Source organism: Pantoea anthophila (genome assembly GCF_006494375.1).
Classification (GTDB): Bacteria; Pseudomonadota; Gammaproteobacteria; order Enterobacterales; family Enterobacteriaceae; genus Pantoea; species Pantoea anthophila.
On record NZ_VHIZ01000037.1, the window covers coordinates 347,498 to 374,387 of the forward strand.

The window sequence follows — 26,890 nt, forward strand, 5'->3', positions numbered from 1 at the left end:
AACCTCGCCTTTCTCTGCTTTAACTTTTTATTGCTCCGGTTCGGGCCGCCTGGTCAGCGTAACGGCATACTGCTGTCGCTAAGGTGCTTCATTAGTGACCAGCCCGGCCTGACTGATTTTGAGTCATTGTGCCTTAGCTCAGAATTATTCAGCGCCGCCAGGCGAACCTTCAGTTAAAGTGCGCTTGTCTGCGTGGTGATTCTGACTTTAACCCGTTGTATTTAATCTTTATGTACTGAGAATTTCAGCCTGAAATCGCCATTTGCGCCACTACCCCATCACCAGCGTGGTGTTTACAAACGAACAGAAAGGAGGAGAAACGAAGCCTGTCTTAGTCATAGCCGGATGAAGGTCAGCCAGTATGAAAAGATACTCAGAAAATATCCCTCAGTTATCCACAGAAAAAGTGGATAACTTTTTTCTCCGGCAATAAGCCTGCTACTGTTTACAGTGAATCGGGAAGTCAACGGTTCCGGGGACTGCAACGACAGACTTTACGCCCTCCTTCCCACGGCTGTCCCTTTGCACTTACCGCCACACTTCGCCCCTGGACACTGGCGTCGAGAAGGTAGCGCAATCATCCGATCTGTTCATAACGATAGTGCGTCGATATTCCACCTGCACTGTCCACTGCAATCAGTAAAAGGCCGTTCAGGTGTCATTCCGGGTTGTCAGGATAAGATCGGAAAATGCACATTTCTGCCAGCCAGCTGACGCGGTATCCGCCGGACAGCATCACCATGAGCGATGTCATCACACCGGCAGAGGATTAGTCAGTCAGCGCGACTATCACGCTGATTAACCTGTTTAAAAGTCACGCTTTATAAAAAGTGCTTTGCAAGAGCTAACTCCAGAATACCGTCTACACTTCTTTACACAATTGGTGCGAATGTTCCATTTCTGGTCCGTATGAAATTTAATCAGGCGGGCCGCTTAACTTTTATGACAGGGATATGATGAGTATTAATACTTCAGACTCGGGTGATACGGGCGACCACGCGCCAGCCGATACGGTTCGCCAGCGTATTTTTCTGGTGGTGCTGGTGGCGACGATGGGTGCGCTGGCTTTTGGTTACGACACCGGGATTATCTCAGGTGCATTACCTTATATGACGTCCCCGCCTGCTCAGGGCGGGCTGGGGCTCAACTCCTTCACTGAAGGACTGGTCGCCTCTTCGCTGGTATTCGGGGCCGCGATCGGTTCTTTCCTCAGTGGTTTCTTCTCTGACCGCTTTGGTCGCCGTATTACGTTACGTTCACTGGCGGTGATTTTCGTGCTGGGTTCACTGGGAACTGCGCTGGCGCCTTCGGTCAACGTCATGGTGGCAATGCGCTTCCTGCTGGGTATCGCTGTCGGCGGTGGCTCGTCGACTGTGCCGGTGTTTATCGCCGAGATTGCCGGGCCGCGCCTGCGTGCGCCACTGGTCAGCCGTAACGAGCTGATGATCGTGACCGGGCAGCTGGTCGCCTACGTTGCCAGTACGCTGCTGAGCTATCTGCTGCATGATGAGCACCTGTGGCGCTATATGCTGGCGATTGCGATGGTGCCGGGGCTTCTGCTGTTTATCGGCACCTTCTTTGTGCCTGCATCACCACACTGGCTGGTGGCGGAAGGTCGACTGAAAGAGGCGAAAAAGATCCTGAAGTACCTGCGCGAGACGCCGCGTGAGGTGCGCCATGAGATGGCGCAGATGAAGAAGCAGGCGAAGGCGGCAGAGCGGGGTCCTGATGCAAAAACCCTGATCCGTGAGAAATGGGTCATCCGGCTGATGATCATCGGCGTCGGTCTGGGCTTCGTCGCGCAGTTTACCGGCGTTAACGGGTTTATGTACTACACGCCTATTATCCTGAAGTCGACCGGTCTGGGCACCAGTGCCTCGATCGCCGCTACCATCGGTAACGGCGTGGTATCGGTACTGGCCACCTTTGTCGGCATCTGGGCTATCAGTCGCTTCCCGCGTCGCACCATGCTGATCACCGGTCTTTGCCTGGTTGTCACCGCGCAGATTCTGCTGGGGAGCGTGCTGACCTTTATGAGCACCAGCCTGATGCAGAGTTATCTGGCGCTGGCCTGTATTCTGCTGTTCCTGTTCTGCATGCAGATGTGCATCTCGCCGGTCTACTGGCTGATGATGTCGGAGCTGTTCCCGATGCAGCTGCGCGGCGTCCTGACGGGCGGTGCAGTGTCACTTCAGTGGATTTTCAACGCGGTAGTCGCGTTTGGCTTCCCGCCGATCATGGAATATGCCGGCAGCACCACCTTCTTTATCTTTGCCGCGATCAACGTCGGATCGCTTATCTTCGTGATGGCGATGGTGCCGGAAACGCGCGGAAAGAGTCTGGAAGAAATCGAATCGCACATGAAAGAGAAGTTTGGCGAAAAGCAGAAAGCGGCTGAAGCCTGATAATTCCACCCCCGGATTCGGCACACGCGCCGAATCCGGTTTTCCTCTCCGCATTCCCCTCAATCTGTCTTTTTCTTCCTCCGGCTGATACGTCATCAGAACAGACGTTCACTGTAATCAGCTCAGAGGTGTGGTCTTTTTTTATACCGCTCTGGCGATTTCAGGCTGAAATCGCCAGAAAACAACGCATTACACTCCCGGTAGCTATTACAGAAACGGTCAGTCAGATGAAGCATGACCGCAGACAAAGATTGCCTGAGGCGCTGCGCTATACTCCCTTGTCATCTGCTCTGCATACCAACCGTAAGGGGTTCACCGTGCGGAGGGCTCAGAAAACGCTGCTGTTCTGGCTCGCTTTTATTCAGAGAGTCTCAGGCGCTGAACGGGCCGTTTACTCATACTCCCGGCCATCACAGTAACGGCAATGTGCCGTTCGCAGGGTTCGCTGTACATTCTGATTTTTCTGGAAAGGAACTATGACCCGGAAGCTGAAAACCATTTCCCGCAGGCTATGGCATGTCATCCTGGTGGCTGGGGGGCTGATACTTCTGTTACTGATTTTTCGTATCTATGAAGCAGAACGCGGACCTGAGCTACAGCGCTGGCATACCTGGGTCCCGCATGAGCTGACCGTTGAAGCGCTCGACAAGGCGAGCTATGCCGACTATCTCAGAGCAGAGAACCGGCTGTTCGATGAGATGAAGCAGCAGGTCACTGACCAGCTCAGCGATGATGAGAAAACCCCGCTCAACCGCTACTCTGCCGACAGCATGATCTATCCGGGCCATTTTACTCGGGACTGGAACCGCTCCTATATTCTGCACCCGACCGGCAAACCCCGTGGAAGCGTTGTCCTGTTGCATGGGCTGACCGACAGTCCCTATAGCCTGCGGCACGTTGCAGAAGTGTATCGTCAGCAGGGCTATGTGGCGGTCGCAATAAGGTTACCGGGTCACGGTACGGTGCCCGCAGGGCTGACCGATGTTGACTGGCAGGACTGGATGGCTGCGACACGTCTGGCGGTAAGAGAGGCGACGCGGCTGGCAGGCAAGCAGACGCCTCTGCATCTGGTGGGATTCTCGAACGGCGGGGCGCTGGCCGTAAAATATGCCCTCGACAGCCAGAATGATCCCACGCTGCGTCAGCCGCAGCAGCTGATTCTGTTATCGCCGATGATCGGCGTAACCCGTTTTGCCCGCTTCGCGGGCATGGCCGGTCTGCCCTCTGTGTTACCGGCCTTTTCGAAAACGGCCTGGCTGAACATCGTGCCGGAGTTTAACCCGTTTAAATATAACTCCTTCCCGATACACGCAGCCCGCCAGACCTGGCTGCTGACGCAGGCGCTGCAGAAGGAGATTCAGCAGCATGCCCGTGACCAGCGATTGTCAGATTTCCCGCCGGTGCTGACCTTTCAGTCCGTGATGGACTCGACCGTGAGTACGCCTTCGGTCATCCGATCGCTCTATCACTACCTGCCGGAAAATGGCAGTCAGCTGGTGCTGTTTGATATCAATCAGGCGGTCAGCGTTAGTCCGTTATTCCGCCGCTCCTCCTACACCGCGGTCAGTCAGCTGTTGCCAGAGGCGCGTCGGGATTACGCCACGACCCTCATCACTAACGCATCACCCACCTCGCTCAAAATGGTGACCCGAAGCGTGCCTGCGGGAGAGACGCAGGAGAAGAGGGCGCCACTGGCGATCGACTATCCTGCCGGCCTCTACTCTCTGTCACATGTCGCTATTCCGTTTCCGGCGGAGGATGGGCTGTATGGCAGTGCGCCTGAAAGGAAAAATGAATTCGGCATCAGTTTTGGCACGCTGTCGCTGCGCGGTGAGAGTGCCGTGCTGATCGTGGGGCTGGACTCGATTATGCGTGCGACCTCTAACCCGTTCTATCCTTACATGATCACGCGCATCACGCATCACATTGACTGCAGTGACAGGCCCCCACTGGCAGCCTGCCTCAGTGACTTCTGAATGCAGGATCACAACCGGCCTGCAGCGTGCAGGCCGGGATTTATAGCGTATTCAGTTTTGCCATCACCTCGTCTGACAGCACCAGGCTGCGGCTGGCAAGGTTCTCCTGCAGATGCGCGGGGGAGGAGGTGCCCGGTATCAGCAGAATATTGGGCGAACGTCGCAGCAGCCAGGCCAGGGCGACCTGCATAGGGGTGGCGTTCAGGGACGCAGCCACCTCATTAAGTTGCTCCGACTGCAGGGGAGAAAAACCGCCCAGCGGGAAGAAAGGCACCCAGGCGATGCCCTGCTGAGCAAGCTGATCCACCAGCTCATCATCCTGCCGATGCGCGAGGTTATACATGTTCTGTACGCAGACAATCGGCGTCATCGCCCTGGCCTCTGCGATCTGCGTAGCCGTGACATTACTCAGACCGATGTGGCGAATCAGCCCGCGTGCCTGCAACGCCAGCAGTGCCTCCAGTTGAGGGGCAAGAGAGCCCTCTTTGGGTTTAGCCGGATGCAGCATACTGCGCAGATTCACCACCTCAAGAACGTCCAGGCCAAGGTGGCGGAGATTATCTTCTACGGCCTGAGTCAGCGCCTCCGGCTCCATCGCCGCCTGCCAGCCGCCTCTGGCATCACGACGTGCCCCCACTTTGGTGACAATACAGAGATCCTCCGGATAGGGATGGAGCGCCTTCCTGATTAATTTGTTGGTTTCGTGCGGACCGTAAAAATCGCTGGTGTCGATGTGGTTGACGCCAGCCTTAATGGCGTCACGTAAAACCTGTATCGCGCGCGCTTCATCTTTAACCGGGCCAAACACGCCAGGCCCGGCCAGTTGCATAGCGCCATAGCCAAGACGGTTAACTTCGCGATCGCCTAACTTGAAAGTCATGGTGGTATCTGACATGAAAACCTCCTGCGTGGATGTCGATTAAGTGTAATGGTGATTCAGCGATCCAGCAGGTGTTCAGCTATACCAGCTGAGACCCTGTGGCACCCGCGAAAAACCGGCGTGGCGTAAAGCGTTAAGCAGGGGAGACTGGGTTACCGGTTTGCCATCTGCCCGCTCCAGCGTAAACATGGCGGAGTTTTCCCGTTGCAGCGCCGCACCCAGCGCCGCCACCGCCGCCTGTTGCCGTGCGGGATCGTCGGTAAAGGTCAGTAACTCTTTACCGCCGGGGGTCAGGTAGAGCAGCAGTGCGCCACCGGCAATCACCACGCGTCCGCCCGGACGACGGGTGGGGCGTGTACCGCTGCCATGAACCGGCCAGCTCAGCATCGCGCCAAACGGATTAGCCGGATCGGGTGCCGCCAGTACGACGGCGTCAGCCTCAGCGACCGGGTTCTCTGCCAGTTTGCGCAGTCGTTCAATCGTCTGCTGATCGGCAAACTGTGCACCGCCCGCACCGTCGACAAAACGTCCGCGTAACAGCCGGCCGGCATCTTCCATACTGCGCAACACCGGCTGCAGAGCCGGAAACCCTCCCGGGATCTGTTCAGCAACCGCGCTGCCGCGGGTGATCACGCCATAGCGGTCAAGCAGGTTCTCCGCCAGCGACAGGGCCAGTCGGGCAGGCGCAACCGGCTGACGCGGGAGCCGCGACCAGCGTCCGGCCAGAGTGTTGACCGCCGGTCTGCGGGCCGTCAGCGCGCCAGGTGTAAAGCGCTGGCCAAAACGCGTGCGCAGGGTACGTGCCGGACGCGCACGGGATGCACCGGGTGTCGTGAGCAGGCCCCGCACCGCAATCCAGCTGTCTGCGGTGACATAACCCTGCCACACCAGTTGCCACAGCGCTTCACAGAGGCTGTCAGACGGCAACTCTGCCTCCCCCTGCTGCGCCATGATCTCATGAACAAACCAGGCGCCACCCCGGCTGAGTGCGTCAATAATCTGCTGCTGCAGCGGTGTGACAGGCTGGGTGGTGTCAATGACCGGCAGCGTCTCCGCGGCACATTCCGTCAGGTGCAGCGAGATCAGCCCATCGTTGTGGCCCAGCGCCTTATGACCACACCAGATCACCTCGCCACGGCTGAGCAGTTCATCAAGCATGGCGGGTTGATAGTCGGCCACTCTGGCGCGCAGGATCTGCGACTCCCAGAGCGAGGCGGGTAACGGCACGCCGGCGAGCTGCTCAATGACCCGCAACACGCCCTCGGCACCCTCCTGCTCCTGACGCCGTTCATTCAGCACGCCGTGGCGCTCCAGCAACAGAGTGACCCAGACAGCGGGCGGAACAGGGCGCGTGGCTTCACGTGCTGATTGCAGTGAACGCAGTCGCAGCCGCGAGAAGATATCGGCGGCAACCCACGCCGGTTCCGATTCGCCTGCTGCCGATCCCATATTCAGCAGGCTGCCCTGCTGGAGCAGGGTCAGCAGTACCTCATTCACCACGGCGACACCCAGACCATAGCGGGCTGCCAGTGACCGGGTGGTGAACAGCGTATGGGTGCGTGCATACTGGCCGATCAGATCATGCAGCGGGGCAGCGGGTGGTAACAGAAATGTTGCTGGCAGGTCATCAGGTAACGCTACCGCCAGCGCATCGCGCAGCCGGGCAGCATCTTCAATGACGGCCCAGCGATCTTCACCCGCGATAATGACCGGAATAATGCGCCGCGCAGCCGCAAACTGCGTTAACGCCCCGGTGACCTGCTGTGCATCCCCGCTGAAGCGTGCCCGTATCTCCGTTACGGAGAGCGGACCGAGATCGCGCAGCAGATCGATGATGCCTTCGGCGTGCTGTGCCTGATAGCGGGGATCACGGCGCTGTAACGCCTGTTCAACCCCGGCGACGACAGCGGGTTCCAGCAGGTCACGCTTGCGGGTCTGACCAAGCAGTTCACCCAGCAGGTTGCTGTCGAGTGACAGCAGAGAGGCACGACGTTCCGCCTGAGGGGCATCGCTGGCATAGATAAATTCAGCGACATAACCGAACAGCAGCGGAGCGGCGAAAGGGGAGGGCTGTCCGGTGGTGACTTCGCTGAACTGCACCTCGCCCTGCGCAATCTGCTCCATTAAATGGTGCAGGGCAGGCAGGTCATAAACATCCTGCAGACATTCGCGTGCGGTCTCGATCAGGATCGGAAAGTCATCATGCGCGCTGGCAACCGCCAGCAACTGACCGGCGCGCAGCCGCTGCTGCCAGAGCGGGGAACGCTTGCCAGGATTGCGCCTGGGCAGCAGCAGCGCGCGCGAGGCACACTCACGAAAGCGGGCGGCGAACAGCGCAGAGTGACCCACACTCTCCGTAACGATCTGCGTGAGCCTGTCACTCCCGAAGACAAAGAGTTCCGCGCCCGGTGGCTCCTCCTCGCTGGCGGGGAAGCGGGCGACGATGCCATCATCGCTGGCCGCCACAGAGGCATCCAGGCCCATCCGGTGCTCAATACGTGCAGCAATGGCCAGTGCCCAGGGAGCATTGACCCGCTTTCCCCACGGCGAATGGAGAATGACCCGCCAGTCACCCAGTTCATCACGGCAGCGTTCGATCAGCAGCGTACGGTCGTCCGGGATGACGCCGGTTGCGGTGCGTTGATCCGCCAGCAGGGCCAGCAGATTGGTCACTGCATGGGGATTCAGGCCCAGTGACAGCAGCTGTTTCTCCGCCTCAGCCGGGGAGACGTTATTCAGCTGGCGCAGAAACAGCCCGAGGCTGGCTCCGGCATCGGCCGACCGGCCAACCCCTTCTCCCCGCCAGAAGGGCAAACGAGCCTGACGGCCCGGAGCAGGCACCACCACCACCTGGTCGTGCGTGATCTGCTGAATCCGCCAGGAGGAGGCGCCCAGAGTGATGATGTCATTGATGCGCGACTCATACACCATCTCTTCATCCAGCTCCCCGACGCGACGCGAGCCAGCCTGCTCTTCGCCTTCCGGCAGCATCACGCTGAACATGCCGCGATCGGGAATGGTGCCGCCACTGGTCACGGCCAGGTGCTGAGCGCCGGGACGCGCGCTCAGCAGACCGCTCTCTCGATCCCAGATCAGCTGTGGCCGTAGCTGCGCGAAACCCTCCGAGGGATATTTCCCGGCCAGCATATCCAGCGTGGCGTCAAACAGGCGGCGCGACAGCCCGCGAAACGGGTCGGCCCTGCAGACGAGGCTGTACCATGCCTCGGCCTGAAGGGAGTCCATGGCAACGGCTGCCAGCGTCTGCTGCGCCAGAATATCCAGCGGATTAAGGGGCGGGCTAAGCGCATCGAGCTGGCCGGCACGCATCGACTGTAAGGTGACAGCGGCATCCAGCAGATCGTGTCGCGTCCGGGGAAACAGGATGCCGGTTGACGTGCCGCCAACCTGATGTCCGGCTCGCCCCACGCGCTGCAGAGCGCTGGCGACCGACAGCGGAGCGCCTACCTGAATCACCAGATCCACCGGCCCCATATCGATGCCAAGTTCAAGGCTGGAGGTGGCGACCACGCAGCGCAGGCTGCCCTCCTTGAGTGCCGATTCGATCCCGGCGCGCTGCTCTTTGGAAACGGAACCGTGATGCGAGCGGGCGATAGGGTCAGCACGTCTGTCGCTGCTTGCGGTATCCGGATCTTCCGCCGCCGCCTGCCTTTCAAAAAAACGCGCATTGAGACGGGCAGTAAGTTTTTCAGCCAGCCCTCGCGAATTAACAAACACCAGCGTGGCGCGGTGGGCCATCACCTGCTGCAGAATGCGTGCTTCGATATGCGGCCAGATCGATCCGCTGGCTGACGGCATTTCGCCGCTGAGGTCGCTGTCACTGGCGATGTCCGTCATATCCGGCACCGGCACTTCGATAGTCAGGTGCAGGGTGCGATCGGAGGAGGGGTTAACCACCTGGACGGGCTGGCTGCCTCCCAGGAATGCAGCAATACGCTCAACCGGTCGCACCGTGGCGGAGAGCCCCACGCGCTGAGCGGGCCGCGGCAGCAGTGCATCCAGCCGCTCCAGACTCAGGGCGAGCTGAGAGCCGCGTTTTGAACCCGCTACAGCATGCACTTCATCAACAATAACCGTGGTGACACCCTGCAGCGTCGTACGCGCTTTTGAGGTGAGCATCAGAAACAGCGATTCCGGGGTGGTGATCAGAATATCGGGTGGGCGGCGCAGCAGCCGGGCGCGCTCTGCACTCGACGTATCGCCGGAACGCATTCCGACAGTCAGGGTGATCGCGGGCTCATCCAGCGCCTGCCGCTCAGCACAGACACCGGCAAGTGGAAGCGTCAGGTTGCGCTGCACATCCGCCGCCAGCGCTTTGACCGGCGAAATGTAGAGCACACGGGTCGTGGTTTCACGTGAGGGTGCGGGCTGTTCTGCCCGGATCTGAAACAGGGCATCAATGGCGGTCAGAAAGGCGGCCAGCGTTTTTCCTGAGCCGGTAGGGGCAATCACCAGCGCATGCGCTCCGCTGGCGATGGCCTGCCATGCCGCCTGCTGTACCGGGGTCGGGGCTTTAAAGGCGGCAGAAAACCAGCGCCGGGTAGCAGGGGAAAAGCGGTCCAGGACCGGAACGGATTGGGATTTCGGCATCATTCTCACGGCATCGCACAGCAACTGCACCAGACATTAATGCGTTGAGTGTAAGTGAAAATCGCCGATTGTGGATGACGCGGCTGCTAACCGGCCGCGTCATCCAGGGATCAGGAACCGGCTGCGCCCGCCAGCGCACGGCCTCTTACTGCCAGCAGCGACACCATCGCCAGCACCAGGATGGTCATCCCGTAGCACCAGGCCGTCCGGGTCAGTCCGAGATGCGGCGCGACAATACCGGCGGCAATCGCGGGCAGGGCAAACGCGAGATAACTTTTGATCAGAAAGGCGGAGAAGAGGCCCGCGCGTTCATGACTTTCCGCTAACTGCATGATGATCTTCAGCACGTTAGCGAAAATAGAACCAAACCCCTGGCCCGCAAGGGCGGTGCCGATATAAAGCCAGGCCACGCTATGCAGCGAAAGGCCGGTCAGCGTCACACTCACGCCGGTCATCAGCATCAGCGTCCCGATGACCAGTGCGCGGGCGGGCGGCAGCGGACGAAAAAGAAAGACCGCTGCCGTTGCGCTCAGCATCAGCGTCGCAACAACCGATCCGCCGATGAAGGGCGAGGTGAGTCCGGTGGCGTTTGCCACCATCGTGGGCATCAGAGAGAGGTAGAAACCGCCGAGCATCCAGGTGGCGATATTCACCGGTGCCACTTTTAATAACGGGCCGAGCGCACGGCGCGGTATGCTGACCTGAGGGCGCAGAGCGGCCAGCACGCCCGGCTGAGGCGAAATGGTTTCAGGGATAAGTGGCAGCAGTGTCATGGCAATCAGCATCAGTAACAACAGGAGTGCGTACAGCGTTACGGTAGGATAGGGGGCCAGACTCACCAGAATGCCGCCCGCGAGGGTGCCCAGCGTCATCCCCAGAAACGCGGTAAACGAGTTGAGCAGCGGCCCGCGTGTTTTGCTGGCATCCAGCAGGCTGGCACCGAATGTCGGTAACGCTACTCCTGTGGCAAATCCCTGCACCAGACGGGCTGCAATCAGGGTTGCCGCCGACCCGGCGGTCATAAAGATCACCAGGGCAATGGCGTTGAGCGCCAGCGCCAGCAACATCAGCGGACGTCGCCCGGTATAGTCGGACACTTTCCCTACCGTCAGCAGCGCCGCCAGCAGCGCGAAAGCATAGGCACCAAAAATCAGCGTCAGCATCGTTGGCGTCAGGTGAAAAAGCGTCCGGTAAAGGGGATAGAGCGGTGTGGGCGCACTGCTGGTGGCGGAGATCAGCGCGGCGCTGGTAAAGCTGAAGATCGTGGTGCGGGTTGCGGCCTGAGGCGTCAGAGCATGGGTCATGATAAGTCCCTTAATGCAAAATATTAGCTTTAAAAGAGGTATACGCCCACTCAGAGCTTAATGCAATATCTTTGCTTTAACGAATCCTGCTGTCTGAATGACACGCCTCTCCGTCGCGTTGATCATCTGACGCTGAGACGGCCAGAGGCGGGGGAAATGTTATTAAATCAATCTAAGTGAGTATCCCGGAAACCGGGTTTGAGGAGGCCTGAACATGAAAATAGCGGAGATCGATCATATTCATTTGTACGTTGAAGATATTGCACAGGCCGAACAGTGGTATAACGCAGTGCTGGGCTTTTCACGCGATGTTTCGCTCGGTTTCTGGGCTGAACAGGGTGGGCCGCGGGTTATCAGGAATAACAGAGCATCACTCTCTCTCTTCCTCAGAACCACCCAGCCTCCCGGCCATACGGTCGCGTTCAGCGTGGCCGCCCCGGCGTTCAGCACGCTGATTCCCGTCCTGAGAGAGAACAGCATCCCGTTCAGCATCAGTGACCATGAGGTGTCGATGTCGGTCTATTTCAACGACCCCAGCGAAAATAAGATTGAAGTCACCTCTTACGACTACAGTCAGGCAAAGAGCATTCTGGCGCGCTTCGCCTGACGCTATCCCTTCCTGCTCTCAGCAATGAGCCTGCTGATCCCTGAAACGCGATCGGCAGGCACGAAGGATCAATAGAGCGAGTTCTTCAGGCGCTCTGGCAGCGCTTTGTCATAAGCGTCACCATCAATTTCCGCAATCTGCCGGAGAATGGAGCCGGTGCTGGGCAGGCTCTGCCGCGGGATCTGCGTTGTCACATCCCAGAGTCCGGCGCGGAGAATCGCCCGGCTGCACTGAAAGAAAACAGTGTCGACGGCGATACGCAGCACCGTCTTTGGCAGCTGGTTGTTGACGGCAAAACGTTCCAGCAGCGCCGGATCGGTGCTGATTGCGGCTGTGCCGTTTACCCGCAACGTCTCGCCAATACCGGGGACCAGAAACAGCAGCGCCACCCGATTGTCATACAGAATGTTGCGCAGACTGTCGATGCGGTTGTTGCCGCGCCGGTCTGGCAGCAGAAGTGTTCTGTCATCCTCAATGTCGATAAAGCCGGCCGGATCGCCGCGCGGTGACACATCCAGCCCGTCAGGTCCCGATGTGGCCAGGGCAACAAACGGCGAAGCGTCGATAAACGGACGATAGGCGGGGTGGATATGATCCGTCACCTTAGCGATCGACGGCCGGGCTACCGTGCCGTAAAGACGTTCTAGTTCAGTAAGTTCAGTGATGACGCTGCTCTGTTCCGTCATGTTGCTCCATCCTCCTCATCAGTCAGAATGTCCATGATGCCGTGGCGACACGCCAACGTCCGGGCGCGTCAGATGAAACAGAAATTTAACACTAATAACCGCAGCGTCAGAACAGCTATGTTGTCATTTGTGATACCGGCCCGTCTGTAAAGCGCTGAAGGCATTCCGCTGCTCTCTCCTGAGAGGAGGCTGACCTGCGCGGTGTTGGTTACCAAAGACATTGCTGATATAAAAGTAAGCCGCGGCGTATTCCGTCCCCACAAGGAGCAGAAAATGTATTGGGAATCAGAGCGGTTGCTCTACAGATTTACCCGCCAGGAAGATATTGACGACCTCTTCAGAATCTACAGCGACCCTGAAACACACAGATTTAATCCGCGCGGCCCGTGGCCCGACAGATCGTATGCTCTGCAGTCCATGGAGCGCATCCTGCAGGGGTACCGGGAACAGGGGTTTGGCGACTGGACGATATTTGAAAAAGCGAACCCGGAAAAAATTATCGGCTTTGGCGGCGTCTTCAGAAGCCAGTTCGATGGCCGTCAGACCAATAATCTCGGCTATCGTTTTGAGCCAGCCGCCTGGGGAAAAGGTTATGCCACCGAACTCTCCCGCCGGGCCATACGTTATGGCTTTGAAGAAGCTGAACTCAGCGTCATTACGGGTGTGGTGCGCGAAAATCATCTCGCTTCGCGACGGGTGCTGGAGAAGGCCGGATTAACCTTCCTGAAAAAGGTCAACGATCTGGAGGGCTTCTCGCCGAGCCTGATGTTTACCCTGACCCGCAGCGACTGGCTCAGGGCAGGCAACGCGCCTTCCTCTCCCGGTAGCACGCTTTAACGCCTGTAAAATTTCAGATGCGGTACACTGCGATAATCCGTTAATGCAATTTCGTTGCTTTAATTTTACATCTGAAGCTGATGAGCCAGGAGGAAAAGATGGCGAGGGAGATGGTCCGACAGGGCGGGCGCAGTGCGCGTATTCAGGCGGAAGTGCACAACACCGTGAACCGGCTGCTTGAGACACTTGACCGCTCCGCGATTACGGTGCCGATGATAGCCGAACAGGCAGGCGTGACGCCCTCCACGATTTACCGGCGCTGGGGCGATCTGACGCAGCTGCTGGCCGACGTGGCAGTGGCGCGGATGCGGCCCATTGCTGAGCCGGAAGATACCGGGTCGATGACCGGCGATCTTACCCTGTTTATCCAGCAGTATGCGGAAGAGATGTCGTCAAAAGTCGGCCGCGACATGCTGGCCGACGTGATGAACAGTCATGCGGAGGAGGCCAGCCAGAAATGTTGCGGGTTTACCTATCAGCATCTCGAAACCCTGCACAACCGTGCTGTCGCGCGTGGCGAAGCGGGCTTTGACATCGATCGCGTCATGGATGTGGTGGTGGCGCCCGTCATGTACCATATTCTGTTCGGCGATCGTGACGTCTCTGCGGAGTACTGTGCTTCACTGATTACGCGGGCATTCTGACGGCGGGTCAGCGCTGAACAAACGGCAGAGCAGCTTCAGCGATCAGCTGCTGCAACAGCGTGCGCGCCGGATCTTCGCCCCGATCTGCGCGGGCGAGCGCGATGCCCAGTGTGCCAGGCGGAGGCAGCCGCTGTGATTCCGTCACCAGCCTGTCGGGCATACCGGCGCGGGTGCGGAGCGTCACGCCAAGACCGGCCTGCAACGCTGCCCAGATCCCGCTAAGACTGTGACTGGTAAATACCACCCGCCACGGAATAGCGGCTGCGTCCAGCGCGTCGATGGCTCGCGAACGCATCACACACGGCGCATCAAACACCACCAGCGGCAAAGGCTCGCCGCGCTGTAACATGCCCGCCAGGTCAACGTCCGGATGGTAAATCCAGGCTAACGGACACTGACCGATCAGCGGCGTGCCAGCCTGCGGTTCCGCCTGCCAGAGCAGGGCAAGATCCAGTTCATGACGCGCCAGCGCCGTAAGCAGTGGCAGATTTCTGTCGACGCGGGCGGTCAGCATCACCTCCGGGTGCTGCCGGTTAAAGGCGCCCAGAATCGCGGGCATCAGCGCCTCGCCAAAATCCTCCTGCATACCGATGCGTATTTCACCCTGCAATGCTTCGCCTCGCACGGCCCGCAAGGTTTCATCATTCAGTGACAGCAGGCGTCTGGCGTAGCTCATCAGCTGCTCACCGCTGCGGGTCAGCTGCAGGTGTCGCCCTTTTTTCATCACCAGTGCTGTTCCGCATTGCTGCTCCAGTTTTTTAAGCTGTGCGCTGATGGCGGACGTCGATCGGCACAGGTGCTGCGCCGCGGAGGCAAAACTGCCTGCGTCAATGCCCGCCACGAAACTGCGCAGCGCATCCATATCGAGACACTCGGGCACTTTATTCATGACTGTCCTGTTAACGTGGATGGTAAGTGCGGATTAATTTGATTTTCAGGATGATATCCTCAGGCGACACTCTCGCTGACAACACAGGAGAGCGCAATGAAAAATTCACTGGATCGGGAAACCCTGGCGCAGCGCGCGCCAAAACTGGCTGAACTGACGCAGCAGGTGCTGTTTGGGGATATCTGGCAGCGCGGCGTGCTGTCTCCGCGAGAGCGCAGCCTGCTGACGCTGGCCACGCTGACGGCGCTGGGACGTGTGCAGCAGTTGCCCTGGCACCTCGATTTCGCCCGGCAAAACGGGCTGTCGCAGGAGGAACTGATTGAGAGCTTCACCCATCTGGCCTTTTATGCCGGCTGGCCCGCCGCGGTTACCGCCCTGAGCTATCTGGAGGAGAATGCCTGATGCCATTTACCCGGATTACCTTAGGTGAGAGTTACAGCGACACCGCGCTGACGCAACTCTCTATCCTCCTTCAGCAGGCGCTGGTTGCAGAATTTGATGTGCCTGAACGTGACTGCTTTCAGGTGACAGAAAGGCTGCCGGCCAGTCAGCGGGTCTTTGACCGGCACTACCTGAGCGGCGGACGGAGTGACAGGTTTGTGCTGTTTCAGGTGTTGGCGGGCAGGCCACGCACCCGGCATCAGAAGCAGAGCTTTTATCGCGCGCTCTGCACGGCGCTTCAGGCGGAGATGGCCATCGACCCTGACGATGTGATGATCATTCTTCAGTTCAACAGCACCGAGGAGTGGAGCTTTAGCGGTGGCCGGATGCTGGCAGAGGAGGAGGCGCGATGATTGCGATGCACTACCGGTTTACCCTGCCAGCGGATTATGACATGGCGATCATCAAAGAGCGCATCAGACAGAATGGCGCCCGGCTGGATGGATTTCCGGGGCTGGTGGCAAAGGCGTTTCTTTACAGCTGTCAGAGTGAAGGCACGCTGCATGAAAATCGCTATGCACCGCTCTATTTCTGGCAGGAGGCCAGTGCGATGCAGCGCTTCCTGCAAAGTCCCGGTTTTGCCGCCCTGGTCAGTGACTTTGGCTGGCCGATCATCGAAAGCTGGCTGGCGTTAGAGGGGCACTCTGTGGTCAGGCATCTGACCGACGCGCGGTTTATGACGCTGAAGCGCTGGACGATCGCTCCCCACTCCGACCTGGCGGCACTGCCGGTCAGGGAGGACTTTAATGCCTGGGACATCAGCCGCTGGCAGGGCGTGGAGATCTCGGCCAGCGTTCAGCCTCCAGCAGACGGGCAGGAGAGCTATCGCATTGGCTATCTCGCACGCGGGGCTGCCGCGGCAGAAATGTTGCTTTAGCGAGAGAGAGGGGGCAGTCTCTACAGCGCGAAAATGGCTTCAATCTCAACCCGCAGGTCAGGCGAGAAAAGGCCGCTGACCTGCACCAGCGAGCTGGCGGGGAGATGCTCACCATAATGGCGATAGAGCACTTCCCGCAAGGCGGTGATCTCTGCGAAAGAGGTGATAAACAGGGTGACCTTGATTAGCGCGGCAAGCGACGTCTGCTCAGCGGCGGCTATCACCTTAAGCTGAGCGAAAATGGCGTCCGCCTGTTCATCAATCGTTCCATTCTGAGCCGCTGTACCGAATGCCGTCAGTCCTGACACGTAAAGTGTGGACGCATGCTTCACAGCATGCACATAGGGCGCTTTCACTTCGCCCAGCTGCGGATAATTTTTTCGTTCTGGCTGTGTCATCATCGATCCCTCGTTATCTGAATGATCTGATAATAACGCCCGCTATGGCTTAGCGCTTTAATAATTCCTGACAGGCCGCGCTGTCCTCTGCGGCGCGCTGTTTTGCATCAGGCGTCAGCTGTTGCCAGCGACCGATCACGCTGCTGCCCAGCGCGGGTTTATAACTGTTTTTCTGCAGCGCATAGTCAGAATTACTGCCCTCGATTACCTTTTGCATCTGCGGCGCCAGCTGCTGTTCATCTTTATGACTGATGGCGCAGAACACGGCGATGTAATAGGCCGTCTCTTCATCACTCTCATGCGGCATCAGCCACCAGGCCGCGGCGGCCAGAATCAGCAGGAGGGGAAGAATGAATTTTATTTTTGTCATGTCAGTCACGCGTTGGGTGAAAATCAGTCTGCCGGATAGGGCAGGACGCAGGCCGCGTATCCTGCCACAGAGTCTGCGCACGGGTCACGCCGTTCGGCAAAATTTATGCCTGGCCTGCTGAGCATCGTACCCGCGCCTGCGAGCGCAAAAGGTCATGTTCACTGTGAACGGCACGCAGGCATTGCCAGACATTTTTAATTCATCGCTTCGCCGGGAAACGCCAGCAGTAAGCTTTTCAGCAGCCTTTCCAGCTCAGCGCGATCTTTCGCTGTCAGCGGTGCCAGCACGGCCTCCTGCGTGGCGGTGTGGATTGCCAGTGCGCGTTCAATCTGCTGCTGCCCGTGGGGTGTCAGCCCGACCAGCAGGCTACGCTTATCCCCTGCGGCAGCCACACGCTCAATAAGATTCTGCTGTTCCAGCCGGTTCAGACGATTCGTCATCGCCCCGGAGGTGACCAGCAGGGACTGATAGAGTTGGGTTGGCGACAGACGCCAGGGTGAACCCGCCCGGCGCAGGGTAGCCAGCACATCAAATTCACCTTCCTGAAAGCCAAAAGGCGCCAGCGCCTGACTGCGCGCCTTCGCCAGATGTTTCATCAGACGCAGCATCCTGCCGAAAATCTGCATAGAAGAGGCGTCGAGTTCGGGCATCGCGCTGTCCCACTGGCTGACAACGAAATCAATATGGTCCTGCATGAATCACCTGTAGTTGCTGAGGTTATGTTGTCGGGTTGTGCGCTACGGCTTAAAACCGGCCATGATTTATCTTAACGTTAAGATAAATCATGGCGGCCTGCGGCTGTCATTGTGAATCCTCTCAGGGCCTCAATGATGAAAAATACAACACTGTTTCCCATTTTGTTTGCCGCCATTGCCTTTCTTATCGGACTCAACCTGCGACCGATGCTGGCTATTATCGGTCCGCTGTTTCCGGCGTTGCAACTGCAGGCCGGGCTGTCAGCGACGACCTTCAGTCTGCTGACCACGTTGCCCGTGGCGATGATGGGGGTGGCTGCGCTCTCCGGTCCCTGGCTGATCGCCCGGCTCGGGCCGGTATCGGGCATCGCCGCCGGTTTACTCTGTCTGGCGGTGGCCTGCCTGTGGCGGGGTTTTAGCCTGAGTGTACCTCAGCTGATCTTTACCGCGCTGGCGGGCGGGGCAGGGATTGGTGTGATTCAGGCGCTGATGCCGGCGCTGATCCGGCAACGCTTTGCTGACGCTGCAACAACGCTGATGGCGCTATTCAGCACCGGCATCATGGCGGGGGCGGCGCTGACCGCCGCGACTGCCGAACCGCTCTATTCCTGGCTTGGTTTGCAGCCTGCGCTGGCGCTCTCCGGCGGCATGGCGCTGGTGACGCTGCTCATCTGGCAGGGGGTTGTCAGGCGTGCGCCACAAACGAGTGTGTCGGCGACAAAACCCGGACACCTGCCTGTCAGGCGGATCGGGCTGCTGACGATCTTTTTCGGTATTGGCACTGGGGCCTATACGCTGGTGCTGGCCTGGCTGCCTCCCTTTTATATTCAGCAGGGCTGGAGTGCGCGTCATAGCGGCTATCTGCTCGCCATCCTGACATTAACCGAAGTGGCTGCAGGCTTTATCGTGTCGGCAATGTTACATCGCTTTACCGATCGCCGACCGCTGCTGCTCGGTGTGCTGGCCCTGCTGCTGGCAGGACTGCTGACTCTGGTGTTCTGTCCGGACAGGCTGCCGCTGATCCCGACGCTGCTGCTGGGAGCGGGTATCGGTGCGCTCTTCCCGCTGTCGCTGATTGTTACGCTGGATCATGCCCGTGACGCCAGAGAGGCGGCTATTCTGCTGTCACGTGTGCAGGGGGGCGGATATCTGATTGCGGCCCTGATGCCGCTGGTGGCGGGCGGGGTGCGCGACAGCGGCGCATCGCTCTCCCTGGCATGGTTGATCATGAGCGCGGGCGTCGTGATGCTGATGATCATGGCCTGGCGTTTCAGGCCGCTGAATGCTGCATCTGAACAAACCGATTGCTGAACCCCGCCGATCTGGCATGCTGAGAATTCATCCCTGAATCTGGAGAGCATCGTGAAAGTCATCGGTCTGTTAGGCGGTATGTCGTGGGAATCTACCGCGCTCTATTACCGCATACTCAATCAGCAGGTTAAAGAACGGCTGGGCGGCCTGCACTCGGCAGAGCTGGTGCTCTACAGCGTCGATTTTCAGCGCATTGAGCAGCTGCAGGCGGCGGGAGAATGGCAGCAGGCGGGTGAGATACTGGCCGACGCGGCGCGCAATCTGGAACGGGCCGGTGCGCAATTCATCGTACTCTGTACCAACACCATGCATAAAGTGGCCGCGCAAATCAGTGCGGCAACAACGATACCGCTGCTGCATATCGCTGACGCCACGGGACGCCGTATCCGGCAGGCGGGGTTGCGTAAGGTCGGTTTACTGGCGACACGATTCACCATGGAGCAGGCGTTCTATCGCGGGCGGCTTCAGGAACAATTCGATCTGACGGTGATCACGCCGGATGAAGAGGATCGTCACTTTGTGCATGAGGTCATTTACCACGAGCTCTGTCTGGGCGAGATCAATCCCGCTTCGCGTCGCCGTTACAGAGAGATCATGGCACGGCTGGTCGGGCAGGGGGCGGAGGCCATTATTCTGGGCTGTACCGAAATCACCCTGCTGGTGGATGCCACCGATGCCAGCGTCCCGTTGTTCGATACTACGCTCATCCACGCTGAAGAGGCGGTCATTCAGGCACTGGCCTGACGTCAGCGAGGAAAACAGATGAAAATTGAAAATCTGCCCTTTGGTCTGACCCAGTGGGATCAGATTGAAGAGACGATCCATCCCGGCGAGCAGGGGCATGCGAGCTGGCGAACCGTGAAGTTCAACGATATCCGGGTGCGGATGGTGGACTATTCACCGGGCTATATCGCCGATCACTGGTGCACCAAAGGGCATATTCTGCTCTGCCTGTCGGGTGAGCTGCACACCGAACTGGCCGATGGCCGCCGTTTCGTTCTGACGCCGGGTGTCAGTTATCAGGTGGCAGATGACGCTGAACCGCACCGTTCCTTTACGTCAGCTGGCGCGCAGCTCTTTATCGTAGACTGAGATTGCGCTCCGGTGTTTCATCGCGTCGTTGACACTTTTAAAAGTAAACTGAATCTGCTTTATAAAAATCAGCAAAATTAATGGCTTATTTCATCAGAGTTATCTGGTTCTGACAGGAATTATTCGTATCAGGCTGTATGCTTTAGGTTTTATGGATTTATTGCAATCACCTGATGTGGGGTAGCCTGTGCTGATAAAAAAGAAGAAAGTGCGTTCGCATACCGAAGATCGACTGCTGGCGCTGGTGCTTGCCACCACCGCCGGTATCCTTAATGCCATGGCGCTGGGGGCGTTTGGGTTTTTCCCCTCGCACATGAGCGGCAACACCTCGCAGATCTCTGCCGAAGTTACCACCAGCGATCTCCACACCATGCTGTTTCTGATGGCACTGATTATTGCCTTCGTTTTTGGCTGTACCGTTGCGCGGCTGGCAGTGGTGGTGGGGCATAAATACCGGTTACGCACTATTTTCTGTCTGATCATTCTGGCGGAGGGGCTGGCACTGACGGCGGCCTCGATCTTCGAGCTGATGTACTATCGGCCCAGTTACAACGGAGAGATCCTGATCGTGCTGGGCTTCCTGATGGGGATTCACAACGCCACCTCGACGCAGCTCTCCAACGGACGTGTCAGATCGACCCACATTACCGGGACGCTGACCGATGCGGGTATTGCGCTGGGTTCATGGATTTTTGCTCACACTTCACATGCTGTACATCTTGAGACGGACGACCGTCGCTTTTTCCAGAAGGTGCTGCATACCCATCTGACCACGGTCTTCTCCTTCTTAAGCGGCTGTATCGCCGGACTGCTGCTCTTCAAGGCCTATGGATTTAATGCCATGGTTGGCCTTGGGGTTTTCCTGATGCTGGTAGCGCTGACGGCGATCGCCGTCACCGTACAGCGTACCCGCAGAGTACTCTACTGACAGAAAAAAGCGCCGGCCCGGTGTCCTCTGTGCATCGGGCCGGTTGCTTACTGCCGGGTTCGGGTTGGCCGCACCACAATTTCGTTCACATCCACCTCTTGCGGCTGCTCAATCGCATAACGCACGGCGCGACCAATGGCGTCCGGCTGCAGCGCGATGGCGCGATACTGCTGCATCGCCTCCGCCGCTACCGGATCGGTGATTGTTGATGCCAGCTCACTTTCGACCACGCCGGGGTGAACACAGGTGACGCGCAGCTCGCTGTTCTCCTGCCGCAACCCATCGGAAATCGCCCGCACTGCAAACTTCGTGGCACAGTAGACTGCCGCGGTCGGCGACACCGCCAGCGCGCCGATGGATGCGATGTTAATGATGTGACCACACTGGCGGGTCAGCATGGACGGCAGTACCGCCGCAATGCCATACAGCACGCCTTTGATATTGACGTCGATCATCTGATCCCACTCTTCCACCCGCAGCGACGCCATCGGCGACAGCGGCATAATGCCGGCGTTGTTGATCATCACATCCACCCGGCCCCATTTCTCCAGCGCATAGTCAACGAACTGCGTGACGTCATCGCGGCGTGTCACATCCAGCGCTTTAATTGCCACCTCAGAACCATTAAAGCGCAGCTCTTCCGCCAGGGCAGCCAGACGACTTTCACGACGTGCACCCAGCAGCAGAATGGCATCGCTCTTCGCCAGTTCGCGTGCAATGCCTGCACCGATACCGCTGGATGCTCCGGTAATTAAAATCACTTTCTGCGTCATCTTTTTTCTCCACTCAGGTTGTGAGTGGCAATCTTACGACGGGTCGATTATAAAGATAATCCACCAACCGCTTTACAGACTGGTAACTGAAACTAACTAATGAACAGTGATAAAAATGCGCTCGAAATTTTTGTTATCGTGGCACAGACGCGCAACTTCCGGCTGGCGGCAGAACAGCTGGGCGTCACGCGTCCGGCCATCAGTCAGAGTCTGCGGCGGCTGGAGGACCGGCTCAATATCACGCTGATGCAGCGCACGACGCGGTCGGTTCAGCTGACGGAAGCGGGACAGCGACTCTATGCCGAGGTGGCCCCGGCCATCAGCGCGCTGAATCGCGCCGTTAACGACATTGCAGAACTGGCGGCAGAGCCACGAGGACAGCTGAGGCTGGCGATCTCCTCTATCGCGGAACGCATGCTGGGGGGCGAGCTACTGGCGAGCTTCATCACCGCCTATCCACACGTTGAGCTGGACATCACCGTGACCGATGAAGAGTTTGATATTGTCGGGCAGGGTTATGATGCGGGGGTGCGACTGGGGGAGGTGATTGCTCAGGATATGTTTGCGGTGCCGGTCTCGGTTGCTCAGCGTCAGGTTGCCGTGGCGTCACCGCACTATCTGGCGCGTGCAGGGACGCCGCAACATCCGCAGGAACTGGTGCATCATCGCTGCATCGGCTGGCGCAAGGAACCGGGCCTGGCCCCATACCGCTGGGAGTTTGCTGAGCAGGGGCGCGAGTTTGATGTTGCCGTCAATCCGCAACTGACGACCAATGATATGGGCGTGATGATCCGCACCGCCTGCGCTGGCGGCGGCATCAGTTTTGGGATGGAGGAAACTTTCCGGCCCTACATCGATCGGGGCGAGCTGGTGACGTTACTCGACGAATGGCTGCCCACGTTTGCCGGTTTCTATCTCTACTTTCCGAGCCGCAAAAATCTGGCTCCCAAGCTGCGGGCGCTGATTGACCACGTCAGGCTGTCACCCCAGCCGGCCCCGGTTCAGCGCTGATTTTTTATCCGGGAGGAGGCTTTTCAGGCCGTCATGTTGTAACGGGTGATGATGTTGATTCTGGAGTAGGGCGCGGGTGGCTCAGATGCCGGCAGGAATCCATGAAACGCCAGCAGGGTTCTGAAGGCGTGCAGCGCATCGAGCTGTAAATTATGCTCGATCAGGGCATCGATTTTACCCTGATGCAGTAGCGCACAGTTCTCGCGATCAAGATCGTGCCCGATAAAGGCGTTCAGCGTGCGCTTCTCTCCGGCAAAAGCGCGCAGAATGCCGGGATTCCCGCCGCCCACGGTATAGACCGCATCTGCATCCGGATGCTGCTGCAAAAAGCGCGTCACCGACTGATGCATCCGGTCATCAATCCCATATCCGCCAGCGACCACGCTCACCTGATGCTGAGGAGCAAACTGCGCTATTGCACGCTGAAAACCGTCGATTCGCTCCCTTTCACCGATGAAGTCATGGCTGCCGGTCACTGCCAGGATGTGCGAACGGGTCACCCGCAGCCATTTTGACATCAGAAAGGCCGCCACCTTTCCGGCATCAAAATTATCCATACCGATGTAGCGCAGGCGCGCGCTGCCGGGCAGATCGCTCATCATGGTGACCACCGGCACACGCTGTTTCAGCAGGGCTTCAAGGGTAGGGTAGAGCGCTTCAGCGCAGGCGGCTTTAAGAATGACCCCGTGACTGTGAAGCGCATTTTTATTCAGCAGCGCGTTAATCCCCTCTGTTGTGAGATTTGCCCCGAGGTGAAAACGCAGCTGAAGTTTAAACGCGGCAAAGCTGGCGATCTGGCTGCTGAGAGCCTCACGGATTAGAGGCTGGAACCGGTCAGGAGTATGCATGATGACGTCAAAATAGATCGTTCGCCCTCTGGCCAGTCCCGCTTTGTGCATCAGTTCCAGGTCGGCTATTGCCTGCTGAATACGATGTTCTGTGCGGGCATGCACGTTGCCGCGCTGATGCAGCGCGCGATCGATGGTTGCCAGACTCAGTCCCGACTGGGCAGCGATCTGTTTCAGGGTGAATTTTGCCATGTGCCCGCCCGTTAGCCGGAGAATAAAGTCTGTTTTATCATACTGCATGATATTACCCGAATGGGTTATGTTGAAGTATGAGAGGTGGTGCAGGCTGGCAGGGAAATGAATAAGCCGGAAACGTGTAAATAAGCTGTTCAGCCAGGGCTTTATCGCCTGAATATAAGCAAAGCGCTAACCCTTGTGCCGCCTTTGCTATTCAAAACGCCGTTGTTATCTTAGCCGGAAATAATGCCCGGGAGGATTCTGATGTTGGCTAAATAATAGACATTCTGCCGCTTCGCTTATATTTCCGCTGTAACGGCTTTTTTGTTTTTTACTTCTCGCTAATGATAGACTGTACATTCATACACCGTTGGGAGGTCGTGTGAAGTACGACAACGATAGCGAGATCCGTGCACTGGTTGGCGCGGTAGTCAGTGATTTAATCAAGGCGGGAGAGCCGGTTAATTTTCACGACATCACGGACGCGCTGTTTCGCCTGAGCGAAGAGACGCGTGACAGGCGGCTGAAAGCACTGTGTCTGGAAGCAATCAGCTTCTTTACCCGCAAAATGCATTAAGGCTGATGGCACCAGTCAGGGGTGCCATCTCCAGCCTCATTTCTATTCTGACCCCGCCACCTTCACCTGGCCTGAGAATATCCGGCAAAGTATTCAGCGATTAATCTGAAAGGGCTGTCTGACCGTTCTCGCCTGTTATTAGATATCTGATTATCACGCTGCGGTAACTTTTGCCGGAGAGAGGCTCTATTTCAGGCTACCTGTTCTCTGCATCATTATATTTGCAGCGCTCATAATCATTCATTCTGCCTTACCGGCTTCACACGATAGGCGAAAGCGATACGATAATTAATATCAATTGTATTTTCATAAAGTCATCCGCTCTGACATGCCGTCAAAGGGAGTAATAATCAAAAGCCAGGAATAATCAATAATCAGCGATGGGGGAGAATGAGATACCCTGCGCTACCGATGCAGCGCAGGGCCGCCTGTCAGATGCCCGCATCGTCAGGTGTGCGGCCTACCACAATTTCCAGTGTCTTACGCAACACATCACCCCTGACTACGTCAGAAGTGCATTCCAGCTCTGCAATCAGATAGAGGATGATGGCTTTATTTGTTACGCGTCCCTGGTCAGCCACAATGTCGCGAATGATTGCGCCCAAAAGTTCAGTTTCCTGAGCAAGCAGATCGCCTTCACTACGGAAATACTCAATGATGGATGAATCTGTTGAAGAGTGTTGCATGGTTATTCTTTCTCTAAAGAAAAGGAGTCAGACGCAATGGTTGAAGTCAAAAACGAGTGTAGACGCTGTTTTCGTTTTGCCCAGCCGGCCTAAAATTTTTTTAATGTGGCTGCCGCTTCGCTTAAAGTCAGCCGCGCACATCAAATACGCAACATTTTTCAATCAGTGTTTTTTGGAGCCGTCAGGCGGCCCGTCACTGTTCATACGATGTGCAGTATTTTCACGTTCGGTAACGTCACCCTTCACACGTTTGCGTGCTGCAACCATACCGTTACGGACTTCGATGATAGCTTTGCGAATAATCGAAACCTTCGCGGCATCATCATTGGCAGCAGCGGCCATCACTTCAAGCTGTGCGATCAGGGCATTGCTGGATACCGGTTTGTCTGACTTAAGTAATGTCAGAACGGCTTCGCCGATCATGACATCTGTCAGTTTCTCGTCTTCACTTCTGTACATACTGGCTTCTCTGATTACGAATCAATGGCCATGCTGCGGGCCCGTATCCGTCAGGAGGTGCGATTGCGGGCACCTGATACGGGGAGGCAGTGCTGGGCTTCTTAACTAAACTGAATCTTCCTGAACGAGGGCTGAAAGCAGACGTCCTGAGTTACTCTGCGGGCCGTGGTAGGGCATTAATCTTCGCGGCGAAAAAGCATCGCGATCAATTCATGCAAATGATTCTCTTGTTCCGGTGTGGCGGCGAACTCGAGGCGACGCAGAAGCTTGCTACAGATCGCTTTGCGACTGAGGCTTTGGCCTGCGCGCAGAATTTCAACGACAACCGATCCTAGCGTCTCCTGTTGGGAAGGTGAGCTGGCCTGATTGAAGTAACGGGCAATATCGCTGATCGTTTCCGGGCTTTGACCGTTCTGACGCATGTTGATGTCCTCGAGTGATTAAAAATGCCACGCTCTGGATATGCAAATTATACACCTTTCCAAAACTTGTACAGGATTTTGAATTTTTAGCGTTAATTTTTTTGTGCAAAAAATGCTATCGCTTTTAAAACAGCATGTTACGAGGATGTCAGGCGAGGTAAAAATTGTACCAGAATTTTGTATCGATATCACCCCCGGACGCTCCGACCTGTACAAGCAGGTCGGCAGGGAGATAAGTACGATGCTCAGTGTTTAATGACGATGTCATCCGCCGGTGCGGGAATGGCTGACTCTTTACCGAACGATCGGGAAAGCCAGTTTGCCGGGGCATTGCCGCGCGAACCGATGGTTTTAAAGCCCATCAGCCACTGACGCGCACATTTCAGTTTTTCAAGGCGAATCTCATTAACTTCCGAGTTAGCCATGACCTGTAGCTCATTTATCAGCAGTTCAACGTTGACTTCCTGACCGGCAGTAAACAGGTTCATTGCAGCTTCGCCAATGATGACATTTGCTTTTTCATCGCTGGAAAAATACACAATATCCTCCTGGGTGATTGCGGTAAGTAACTTTAACTGTAGCAAAAAAAATTAAGAAACTTAATCAATTCAGCCTATCGATAAGATAATATTAATTGTCCATTTCCTGAACGGATAAAGCGTTCTGACGCTCGTGCCATGACGGGCGATATCCGGCTGAATTGCCTTTTCCGAATCAACTTATTTTTGCCGATTCGCTTAACCCGCTCTCCATTTAAAGCGAAACGGCATAAACAGCCTGTTTTCTGCCAGCATCATTCTCACTGACTGCCCCCGGGGTGCAGAAATAAAGCATTCTTTTTCATTATCTTAATCATGGTATTTACATAACTTCACATCTGACACCCGCCGCTGAAGAAACTTCACACAGGTGAGCTTTCGCACAGGTATAGCCTGTGCTATAAAAAATAGCTCAGGCTATTTGTGTTCTGTTTTTAATCACCTCCGGAG

The 26,890-nt window shown here is 57.2% G+C and carries 28 protein-coding genes; 14 read left to right on the forward strand and 14 right to left on the reverse strand.

Going from position 1 to position 26,890, the window contains the following annotated elements:
- Positions 1–956: 956 nt before the first annotated feature.
- Together FJW00_RS08780 and FJW00_RS08785 are read left to right on the forward strand one after the other, a co-directional pair.
- Positions 957–2,405: a sugar porter family MFS transporter gene (locus tag FJW00_RS08780; protein ID WP_140923621.1), complete on the forward strand. Its 1,449-nt coding sequence runs from the start codon at positions 957–959 to the stop codon at positions 2,403–2,405.
- Between the two features lie 476 nt (positions 2,406–2,881).
- The gene (locus FJW00_RS08785) at positions 2,882–4,381 is read left to right on the forward strand and encodes an alpha/beta hydrolase (RefSeq protein WP_140923623.1); all 1,500 of its coding nucleotides are present in this window, start codon (positions 2,882–2,884) and stop codon (positions 4,379–4,381) included.
- 40 nt (positions 4,382–4,421) lie between these two features.
- On the opposite strand, the gene FJW00_RS08790 is transcribed toward FJW00_RS08785, so the two are convergent.
- The 3 genes from FJW00_RS08790 to FJW00_RS08800 form a co-directional block, all read right to left on the reverse strand.
- Positions 4,422–5,276: an aldo/keto reductase family oxidoreductase gene (locus FJW00_RS08790; protein WP_140923625.1), complete on the reverse strand. Its 855-nt coding sequence runs from the start codon at positions 5,274–5,276 to the stop codon at positions 4,422–4,424.
- A 60-nt stretch (positions 5,277–5,336) separates the two neighbouring features.
- Positions 5,337–9,869 carry an ATP-dependent helicase gene (locus FJW00_RS08795; RefSeq protein WP_140923627.1) on the reverse strand — a complete coding sequence of 1,511 codons (4,533 nt, stop codon included), beginning with the start codon at positions 9,867–9,869 and terminating at the stop codon, positions 5,337–5,339.
- A gap of 110 nt (positions 9,870–9,979) precedes the next feature.
- On the reverse strand, positions 9,980–11,173 hold the full coding sequence (locus FJW00_RS08800) for an MFS transporter (protein ID WP_140923629.1): 1,194 nt from the start codon (positions 11,171–11,173) through the stop codon (positions 9,980–9,982).
- 214 nt (positions 11,174–11,387) lie between these two features.
- Here FJW00_RS08800 and FJW00_RS08805 point away from each other — a divergent pair, with 214 nt between their 5' ends.
- The gene (locus tag FJW00_RS08805; protein ID WP_140923631.1) at positions 11,388–11,780 is read left to right on the forward strand and encodes a VOC family protein; all 393 of its coding nucleotides are present in this window, start codon (positions 11,388–11,390) and stop codon (positions 11,778–11,780) included.
- 68 nt (positions 11,781–11,848) lie between these two features.
- On the opposite strand, the gene FJW00_RS08810 is transcribed toward FJW00_RS08805, so the two are convergent.
- Positions 11,849–12,466: a pyridoxamine 5'-phosphate oxidase family protein gene (locus tag FJW00_RS08810; RefSeq protein WP_009092754.1), complete on the reverse strand. Its 618-nt coding sequence runs from the start codon at positions 12,464–12,466 to the stop codon at positions 11,849–11,851.
- 273 nt (positions 12,467–12,739) lie between these two features.
- Between FJW00_RS08810 and FJW00_RS08815 the strand changes: the two genes are divergently transcribed.
- Together FJW00_RS08815 and FJW00_RS08820 are read left to right on the forward strand one after the other, a co-directional pair.
- On the forward strand, positions 12,740–13,303 hold the full coding sequence (locus FJW00_RS08815; RefSeq protein ID WP_046102828.1) for a GNAT family N-acetyltransferase: 564 nt from the start codon (positions 12,740–12,742) through the stop codon (positions 13,301–13,303).
- Between the two features lie 98 nt (positions 13,304–13,401).
- Positions 13,402–13,947, forward strand: a complete 546-nt coding sequence (locus FJW00_RS08820; protein WP_009092756.1) for a TetR/AcrR family transcriptional regulator — start codon at positions 13,402–13,404, stop codon at positions 13,945–13,947.
- A 7-nt stretch (positions 13,948–13,954) separates the two neighbouring features.
- Here FJW00_RS08820 and FJW00_RS08825 read toward each other — a convergent pair whose 3' ends face one another.
- Positions 13,955–14,836: a LysR substrate-binding domain-containing protein gene (locus FJW00_RS08825; RefSeq protein ID WP_058957262.1), complete on the reverse strand. Its 882-nt coding sequence runs from the start codon at positions 14,834–14,836 to the stop codon at positions 13,955–13,957.
- A gap of 96 nt (positions 14,837–14,932) precedes the next feature.
- Between FJW00_RS08825 and FJW00_RS08830 the strand changes: the two genes are divergently transcribed.
- The 3 genes from FJW00_RS08830 to FJW00_RS08840 are packed head-to-tail and all read left to right on the forward strand — an operon-like array spanning position 14,933 to position 16,154.
- Positions 14,933–15,238: a carboxymuconolactone decarboxylase family protein gene (locus FJW00_RS08830; RefSeq protein WP_046102826.1), complete on the forward strand. Its 306-nt coding sequence runs from the start codon at positions 14,933–14,935 to the stop codon at positions 15,236–15,238.
- The gene (locus tag FJW00_RS08835; RefSeq protein WP_046102825.1) at positions 15,238–15,630 is read left to right on the forward strand and encodes a tautomerase family protein; all 393 of its coding nucleotides are present in this window, start codon (positions 15,238–15,240) and stop codon (positions 15,628–15,630) included. Before FJW00_RS08830 ends, FJW00_RS08835 begins: the two co-directional genes overlap by 1 nt.
- Positions 15,627–16,154 carry a DUF4865 family protein gene (locus FJW00_RS08840; RefSeq protein ID WP_140923633.1) on the forward strand — a complete coding sequence of 176 codons (528 nt, stop codon included), beginning with the start codon at positions 15,627–15,629 and terminating at the stop codon, positions 16,152–16,154. Before FJW00_RS08835 ends, FJW00_RS08840 begins: the two co-directional genes overlap by 4 nt.
- 20 nt (positions 16,155–16,174) lie before the next feature.
- On the opposite strand, the gene FJW00_RS08845 is transcribed toward FJW00_RS08840, so the two are convergent.
- The 3 genes from FJW00_RS08845 to FJW00_RS08855 form a co-directional block, all read right to left on the reverse strand.
- Entirely contained in the window at positions 16,175–16,552 is a 378-nt protein-coding gene (locus FJW00_RS08845; RefSeq protein ID WP_046102823.1) for a RidA family protein, read from the reverse strand.
- Between the two features lie 49 nt (positions 16,553–16,601).
- The gene (locus tag FJW00_RS08850) at positions 16,602–16,922 is read right to left on the reverse strand and encodes a hypothetical protein (RefSeq protein WP_140923635.1); all 321 of its coding nucleotides are present in this window, start codon (positions 16,920–16,922) and stop codon (positions 16,602–16,604) included.
- A gap of 194 nt (positions 16,923–17,116) precedes the next feature.
- The gene (locus tag FJW00_RS08855; RefSeq protein ID WP_140923638.1) at positions 17,117–17,617 is read right to left on the reverse strand and encodes a MarR family winged helix-turn-helix transcriptional regulator; all 501 of its coding nucleotides are present in this window, start codon (positions 17,615–17,617) and stop codon (positions 17,117–17,119) included.
- A gap of 135 nt (positions 17,618–17,752) precedes the next feature.
- Between FJW00_RS08855 and FJW00_RS08860 the strand changes: the two genes are divergently transcribed.
- The 4 genes from FJW00_RS08860 to FJW00_RS08875 all read left to right on the forward strand — a co-directional run bounded on the left by FJW00_RS08860 (position 17,753) and on the right by FJW00_RS08875 (position 20,948).
- Complete coding sequence (locus FJW00_RS08860) at positions 17,753–18,928, forward strand: MFS transporter (RefSeq protein WP_140923640.1); 1,176 nt, start codon at positions 17,753–17,755, stop codon at positions 18,926–18,928.
- Between the two features lie 51 nt (positions 18,929–18,979).
- Complete coding sequence (locus FJW00_RS08865) at positions 18,980–19,672, forward strand: aspartate/glutamate racemase family protein (protein ID WP_009092763.1); 693 nt, start codon at positions 18,980–18,982, stop codon at positions 19,670–19,672.
- Between the two features lie 18 nt (positions 19,673–19,690).
- Positions 19,691–20,020 (forward strand): DHCW motif cupin fold protein, encoded by a 330-nt coding sequence (locus tag FJW00_RS08870; RefSeq protein WP_140923642.1) that lies wholly within the window; start codon positions 19,691–19,693, stop codon positions 20,018–20,020.
- Positions 20,021–20,207: 187 nt separating this feature from the next.
- Positions 20,208–20,948 (forward strand): YoaK family protein, encoded by a 741-nt coding sequence (locus tag FJW00_RS08875; protein ID WP_009092765.1) that lies wholly within the window; start codon positions 20,208–20,210, stop codon positions 20,946–20,948.
- Positions 20,949–20,995: 47 nt separating this feature from the next.
- Here the strand turns inward: FJW00_RS08875 and FJW00_RS08880 are convergent, their stop codons facing one another.
- On the reverse strand, positions 20,996–21,721 hold the full coding sequence (locus tag FJW00_RS08880; RefSeq protein ID WP_140923644.1) for an SDR family oxidoreductase: 726 nt from the start codon (positions 21,719–21,721) through the stop codon (positions 20,996–20,998).
- Positions 21,722–21,820: 99 nt separating this feature from the next.
- Here FJW00_RS08880 and FJW00_RS08885 point away from each other — a divergent pair, with 99 nt between their 5' ends.
- The gene (locus FJW00_RS08885) at positions 21,821–22,732 is read left to right on the forward strand and encodes a LysR family transcriptional regulator (protein ID WP_140923646.1); all 912 of its coding nucleotides are present in this window, start codon (positions 21,821–21,823) and stop codon (positions 22,730–22,732) included.
- Positions 22,733–22,755: 23 nt separating this feature from the next.
- Here the strand turns inward: FJW00_RS08885 and FJW00_RS08890 are convergent, their stop codons facing one another.
- Positions 22,756–23,772 carry a substrate-binding domain-containing protein gene (locus FJW00_RS08890; RefSeq protein WP_140029295.1) on the reverse strand — a complete coding sequence of 339 codons (1,017 nt, stop codon included), beginning with the start codon at positions 23,770–23,772 and terminating at the stop codon, positions 22,756–22,758.
- Between the two features lie 367 nt (positions 23,773–24,139).
- On the opposite strand from FJW00_RS08890, the gene FJW00_RS08895 reads away from it, so the two are divergent.
- Positions 24,140–24,334 carry a glycogen/starch/alpha-glucan phosphorylase gene (locus FJW00_RS08895; RefSeq protein WP_140923648.1) on the forward strand — a complete coding sequence of 65 codons (195 nt, stop codon included), beginning with the start codon at positions 24,140–24,142 and terminating at the stop codon, positions 24,332–24,334.
- 431 nt (positions 24,335–24,765) lie between these two features.
- Here the strand turns inward: FJW00_RS08895 and FJW00_RS08900 are convergent, their stop codons facing one another.
- From FJW00_RS08900 to FJW00_RS08915, 4 genes are all read right to left on the reverse strand, one after another.
- Positions 24,766–25,020: a biofilm/acid-resistance regulator YmgB/AriR gene (locus FJW00_RS08900; RefSeq protein WP_009092770.1), complete on the reverse strand. Its 255-nt coding sequence runs from the start codon at positions 25,018–25,020 to the stop codon at positions 24,766–24,768.
- A 162-nt stretch (positions 25,021–25,182) separates the two neighbouring features.
- Complete coding sequence (locus tag FJW00_RS08905) at positions 25,183–25,479, reverse strand: hypothetical protein (RefSeq protein WP_009092771.1); 297 nt, start codon at positions 25,477–25,479, stop codon at positions 25,183–25,185.
- Between the two features lie 176 nt (positions 25,480–25,655).
- Positions 25,656–25,901 carry a regulatory protein YcgZ gene (gene ycgZ / locus FJW00_RS08910; RefSeq protein ID WP_009092772.1) on the reverse strand — a complete coding sequence of 82 codons (246 nt, stop codon included), beginning with the start codon at positions 25,899–25,901 and terminating at the stop codon, positions 25,656–25,658.
- Between the two features lie 245 nt (positions 25,902–26,146).
- Positions 26,147–26,440, reverse strand: a complete 294-nt coding sequence (locus tag FJW00_RS08915; RefSeq protein ID WP_009092773.1) for a hypothetical protein — start codon at positions 26,438–26,440, stop codon at positions 26,147–26,149.
- Positions 26,441–26,890 lie beyond the last annotated feature (450 nt).

Coding starts and splice junctions, on each gene's coding strand:
- FJW00_RS08855 (WP_140923638.1), bottom strand. CDS start 17,617: ATGCAGGACCATATTGATTTCGTTGTCAGCCAGTGGGACAGCGCGATG.
- FJW00_RS08800 (WP_140923629.1), bottom strand. CDS start 11,173: ATGACCCATGCTCTGACGCCTCAGGCCGCAACCCGCACCACGATCTTC.
- FJW00_RS08830 (WP_046102826.1), top strand. CDS start 14,933: ATGAAAAATTCACTGGATCGGGAAACCCTGGCGCAGCGCGCGCCAAAA.
- FJW00_RS08845 (WP_046102823.1), bottom strand. CDS start 16,552: ATGACACAGCCAGAACGAAAAAATTATCCGCAGCTGGGCGAAGTGAAA.
- FJW00_RS08780 (WP_140923621.1), top strand. CDS start 957: ATGAGTATTAATACTTCAGACTCGGGTGATACGGGCGACCACGCGCCA.
- FJW00_RS08840 (WP_140923633.1), top strand. CDS start 15,627: ATGATTGCGATGCACTACCGGTTTACCCTGCCAGCGGATTATGACATG.
- ycgZ (WP_009092772.1), bottom strand. CDS start 25,901: ATGCGTCAGAACGGTCAAAGCCCGGAAACGATCAGCGATATTGCCCGT.
- FJW00_RS08790 (WP_140923625.1), bottom strand. CDS start 5,276: ATGTCAGATACCACCATGACTTTCAAGTTAGGCGATCGCGAAGTTAAC.
- FJW00_RS08805 (WP_140923631.1), top strand. CDS start 11,388: ATGAAAATAGCGGAGATCGATCATATTCATTTGTACGTTGAAGATATT.
- FJW00_RS08815 (WP_046102828.1), top strand. CDS start 12,740: ATGTATTGGGAATCAGAGCGGTTGCTCTACAGATTTACCCGCCAGGAA.
- FJW00_RS08880 (WP_140923644.1), bottom strand. CDS start 21,721: ATGACGCAGAAAGTGATTTTAATTACCGGAGCATCCAGCGGTATCGGT.
- FJW00_RS08810 (WP_009092754.1), bottom strand. CDS start 12,466: ATGACGGAACAGAGCAGCGTCATCACTGAACTTACTGAACTAGAACGT.
- FJW00_RS08890 (WP_140029295.1), bottom strand. CDS start 23,772: ATGGCAAAATTCACCCTGAAACAGATCGCTGCCCAGTCGGGACTGAGT.
- FJW00_RS08900 (WP_009092770.1), bottom strand. CDS start 25,020: ATGCAACACTCTTCAACAGATTCATCCATCATTGAGTATTTCCGTAGT.
- FJW00_RS08820 (WP_009092756.1), top strand. CDS start 13,402: ATGGCGAGGGAGATGGTCCGACAGGGCGGGCGCAGTGCGCGTATTCAG.
- FJW00_RS08905 (WP_009092771.1), bottom strand. CDS start 25,479: ATGTACAGAAGTGAAGACGAGAAACTGACAGATGTCATGATCGGCGAA.
- FJW00_RS08850 (WP_140923635.1), bottom strand. CDS start 16,922: ATGACAAAAATAAAATTCATTCTTCCCCTCCTGCTGATTCTGGCCGCC.
- FJW00_RS08860 (WP_140923640.1), top strand. CDS start 17,753: ATGAAAAATACAACACTGTTTCCCATTTTGTTTGCCGCCATTGCCTTT.
- FJW00_RS08835 (WP_046102825.1), top strand. CDS start 15,238: ATGCCATTTACCCGGATTACCTTAGGTGAGAGTTACAGCGACACCGCG.
- FJW00_RS08795 (WP_140923627.1), bottom strand. CDS start 9,869: ATGCCGAAATCCCAATCCGTTCCGGTCCTGGACCGCTTTTCCCCTGCT.
- FJW00_RS08825 (WP_058957262.1), bottom strand. CDS start 14,836: ATGAATAAAGTGCCCGAGTGTCTCGATATGGATGCGCTGCGCAGTTTC.
- FJW00_RS08885 (WP_140923646.1), top strand. CDS start 21,821: ATGAACAGTGATAAAAATGCGCTCGAAATTTTTGTTATCGTGGCACAG.
- FJW00_RS08870 (WP_140923642.1), top strand. CDS start 19,691: ATGAAAATTGAAAATCTGCCCTTTGGTCTGACCCAGTGGGATCAGATT.
- FJW00_RS08785 (WP_140923623.1), top strand. CDS start 2,882: ATGACCCGGAAGCTGAAAACCATTTCCCGCAGGCTATGGCATGTCATC.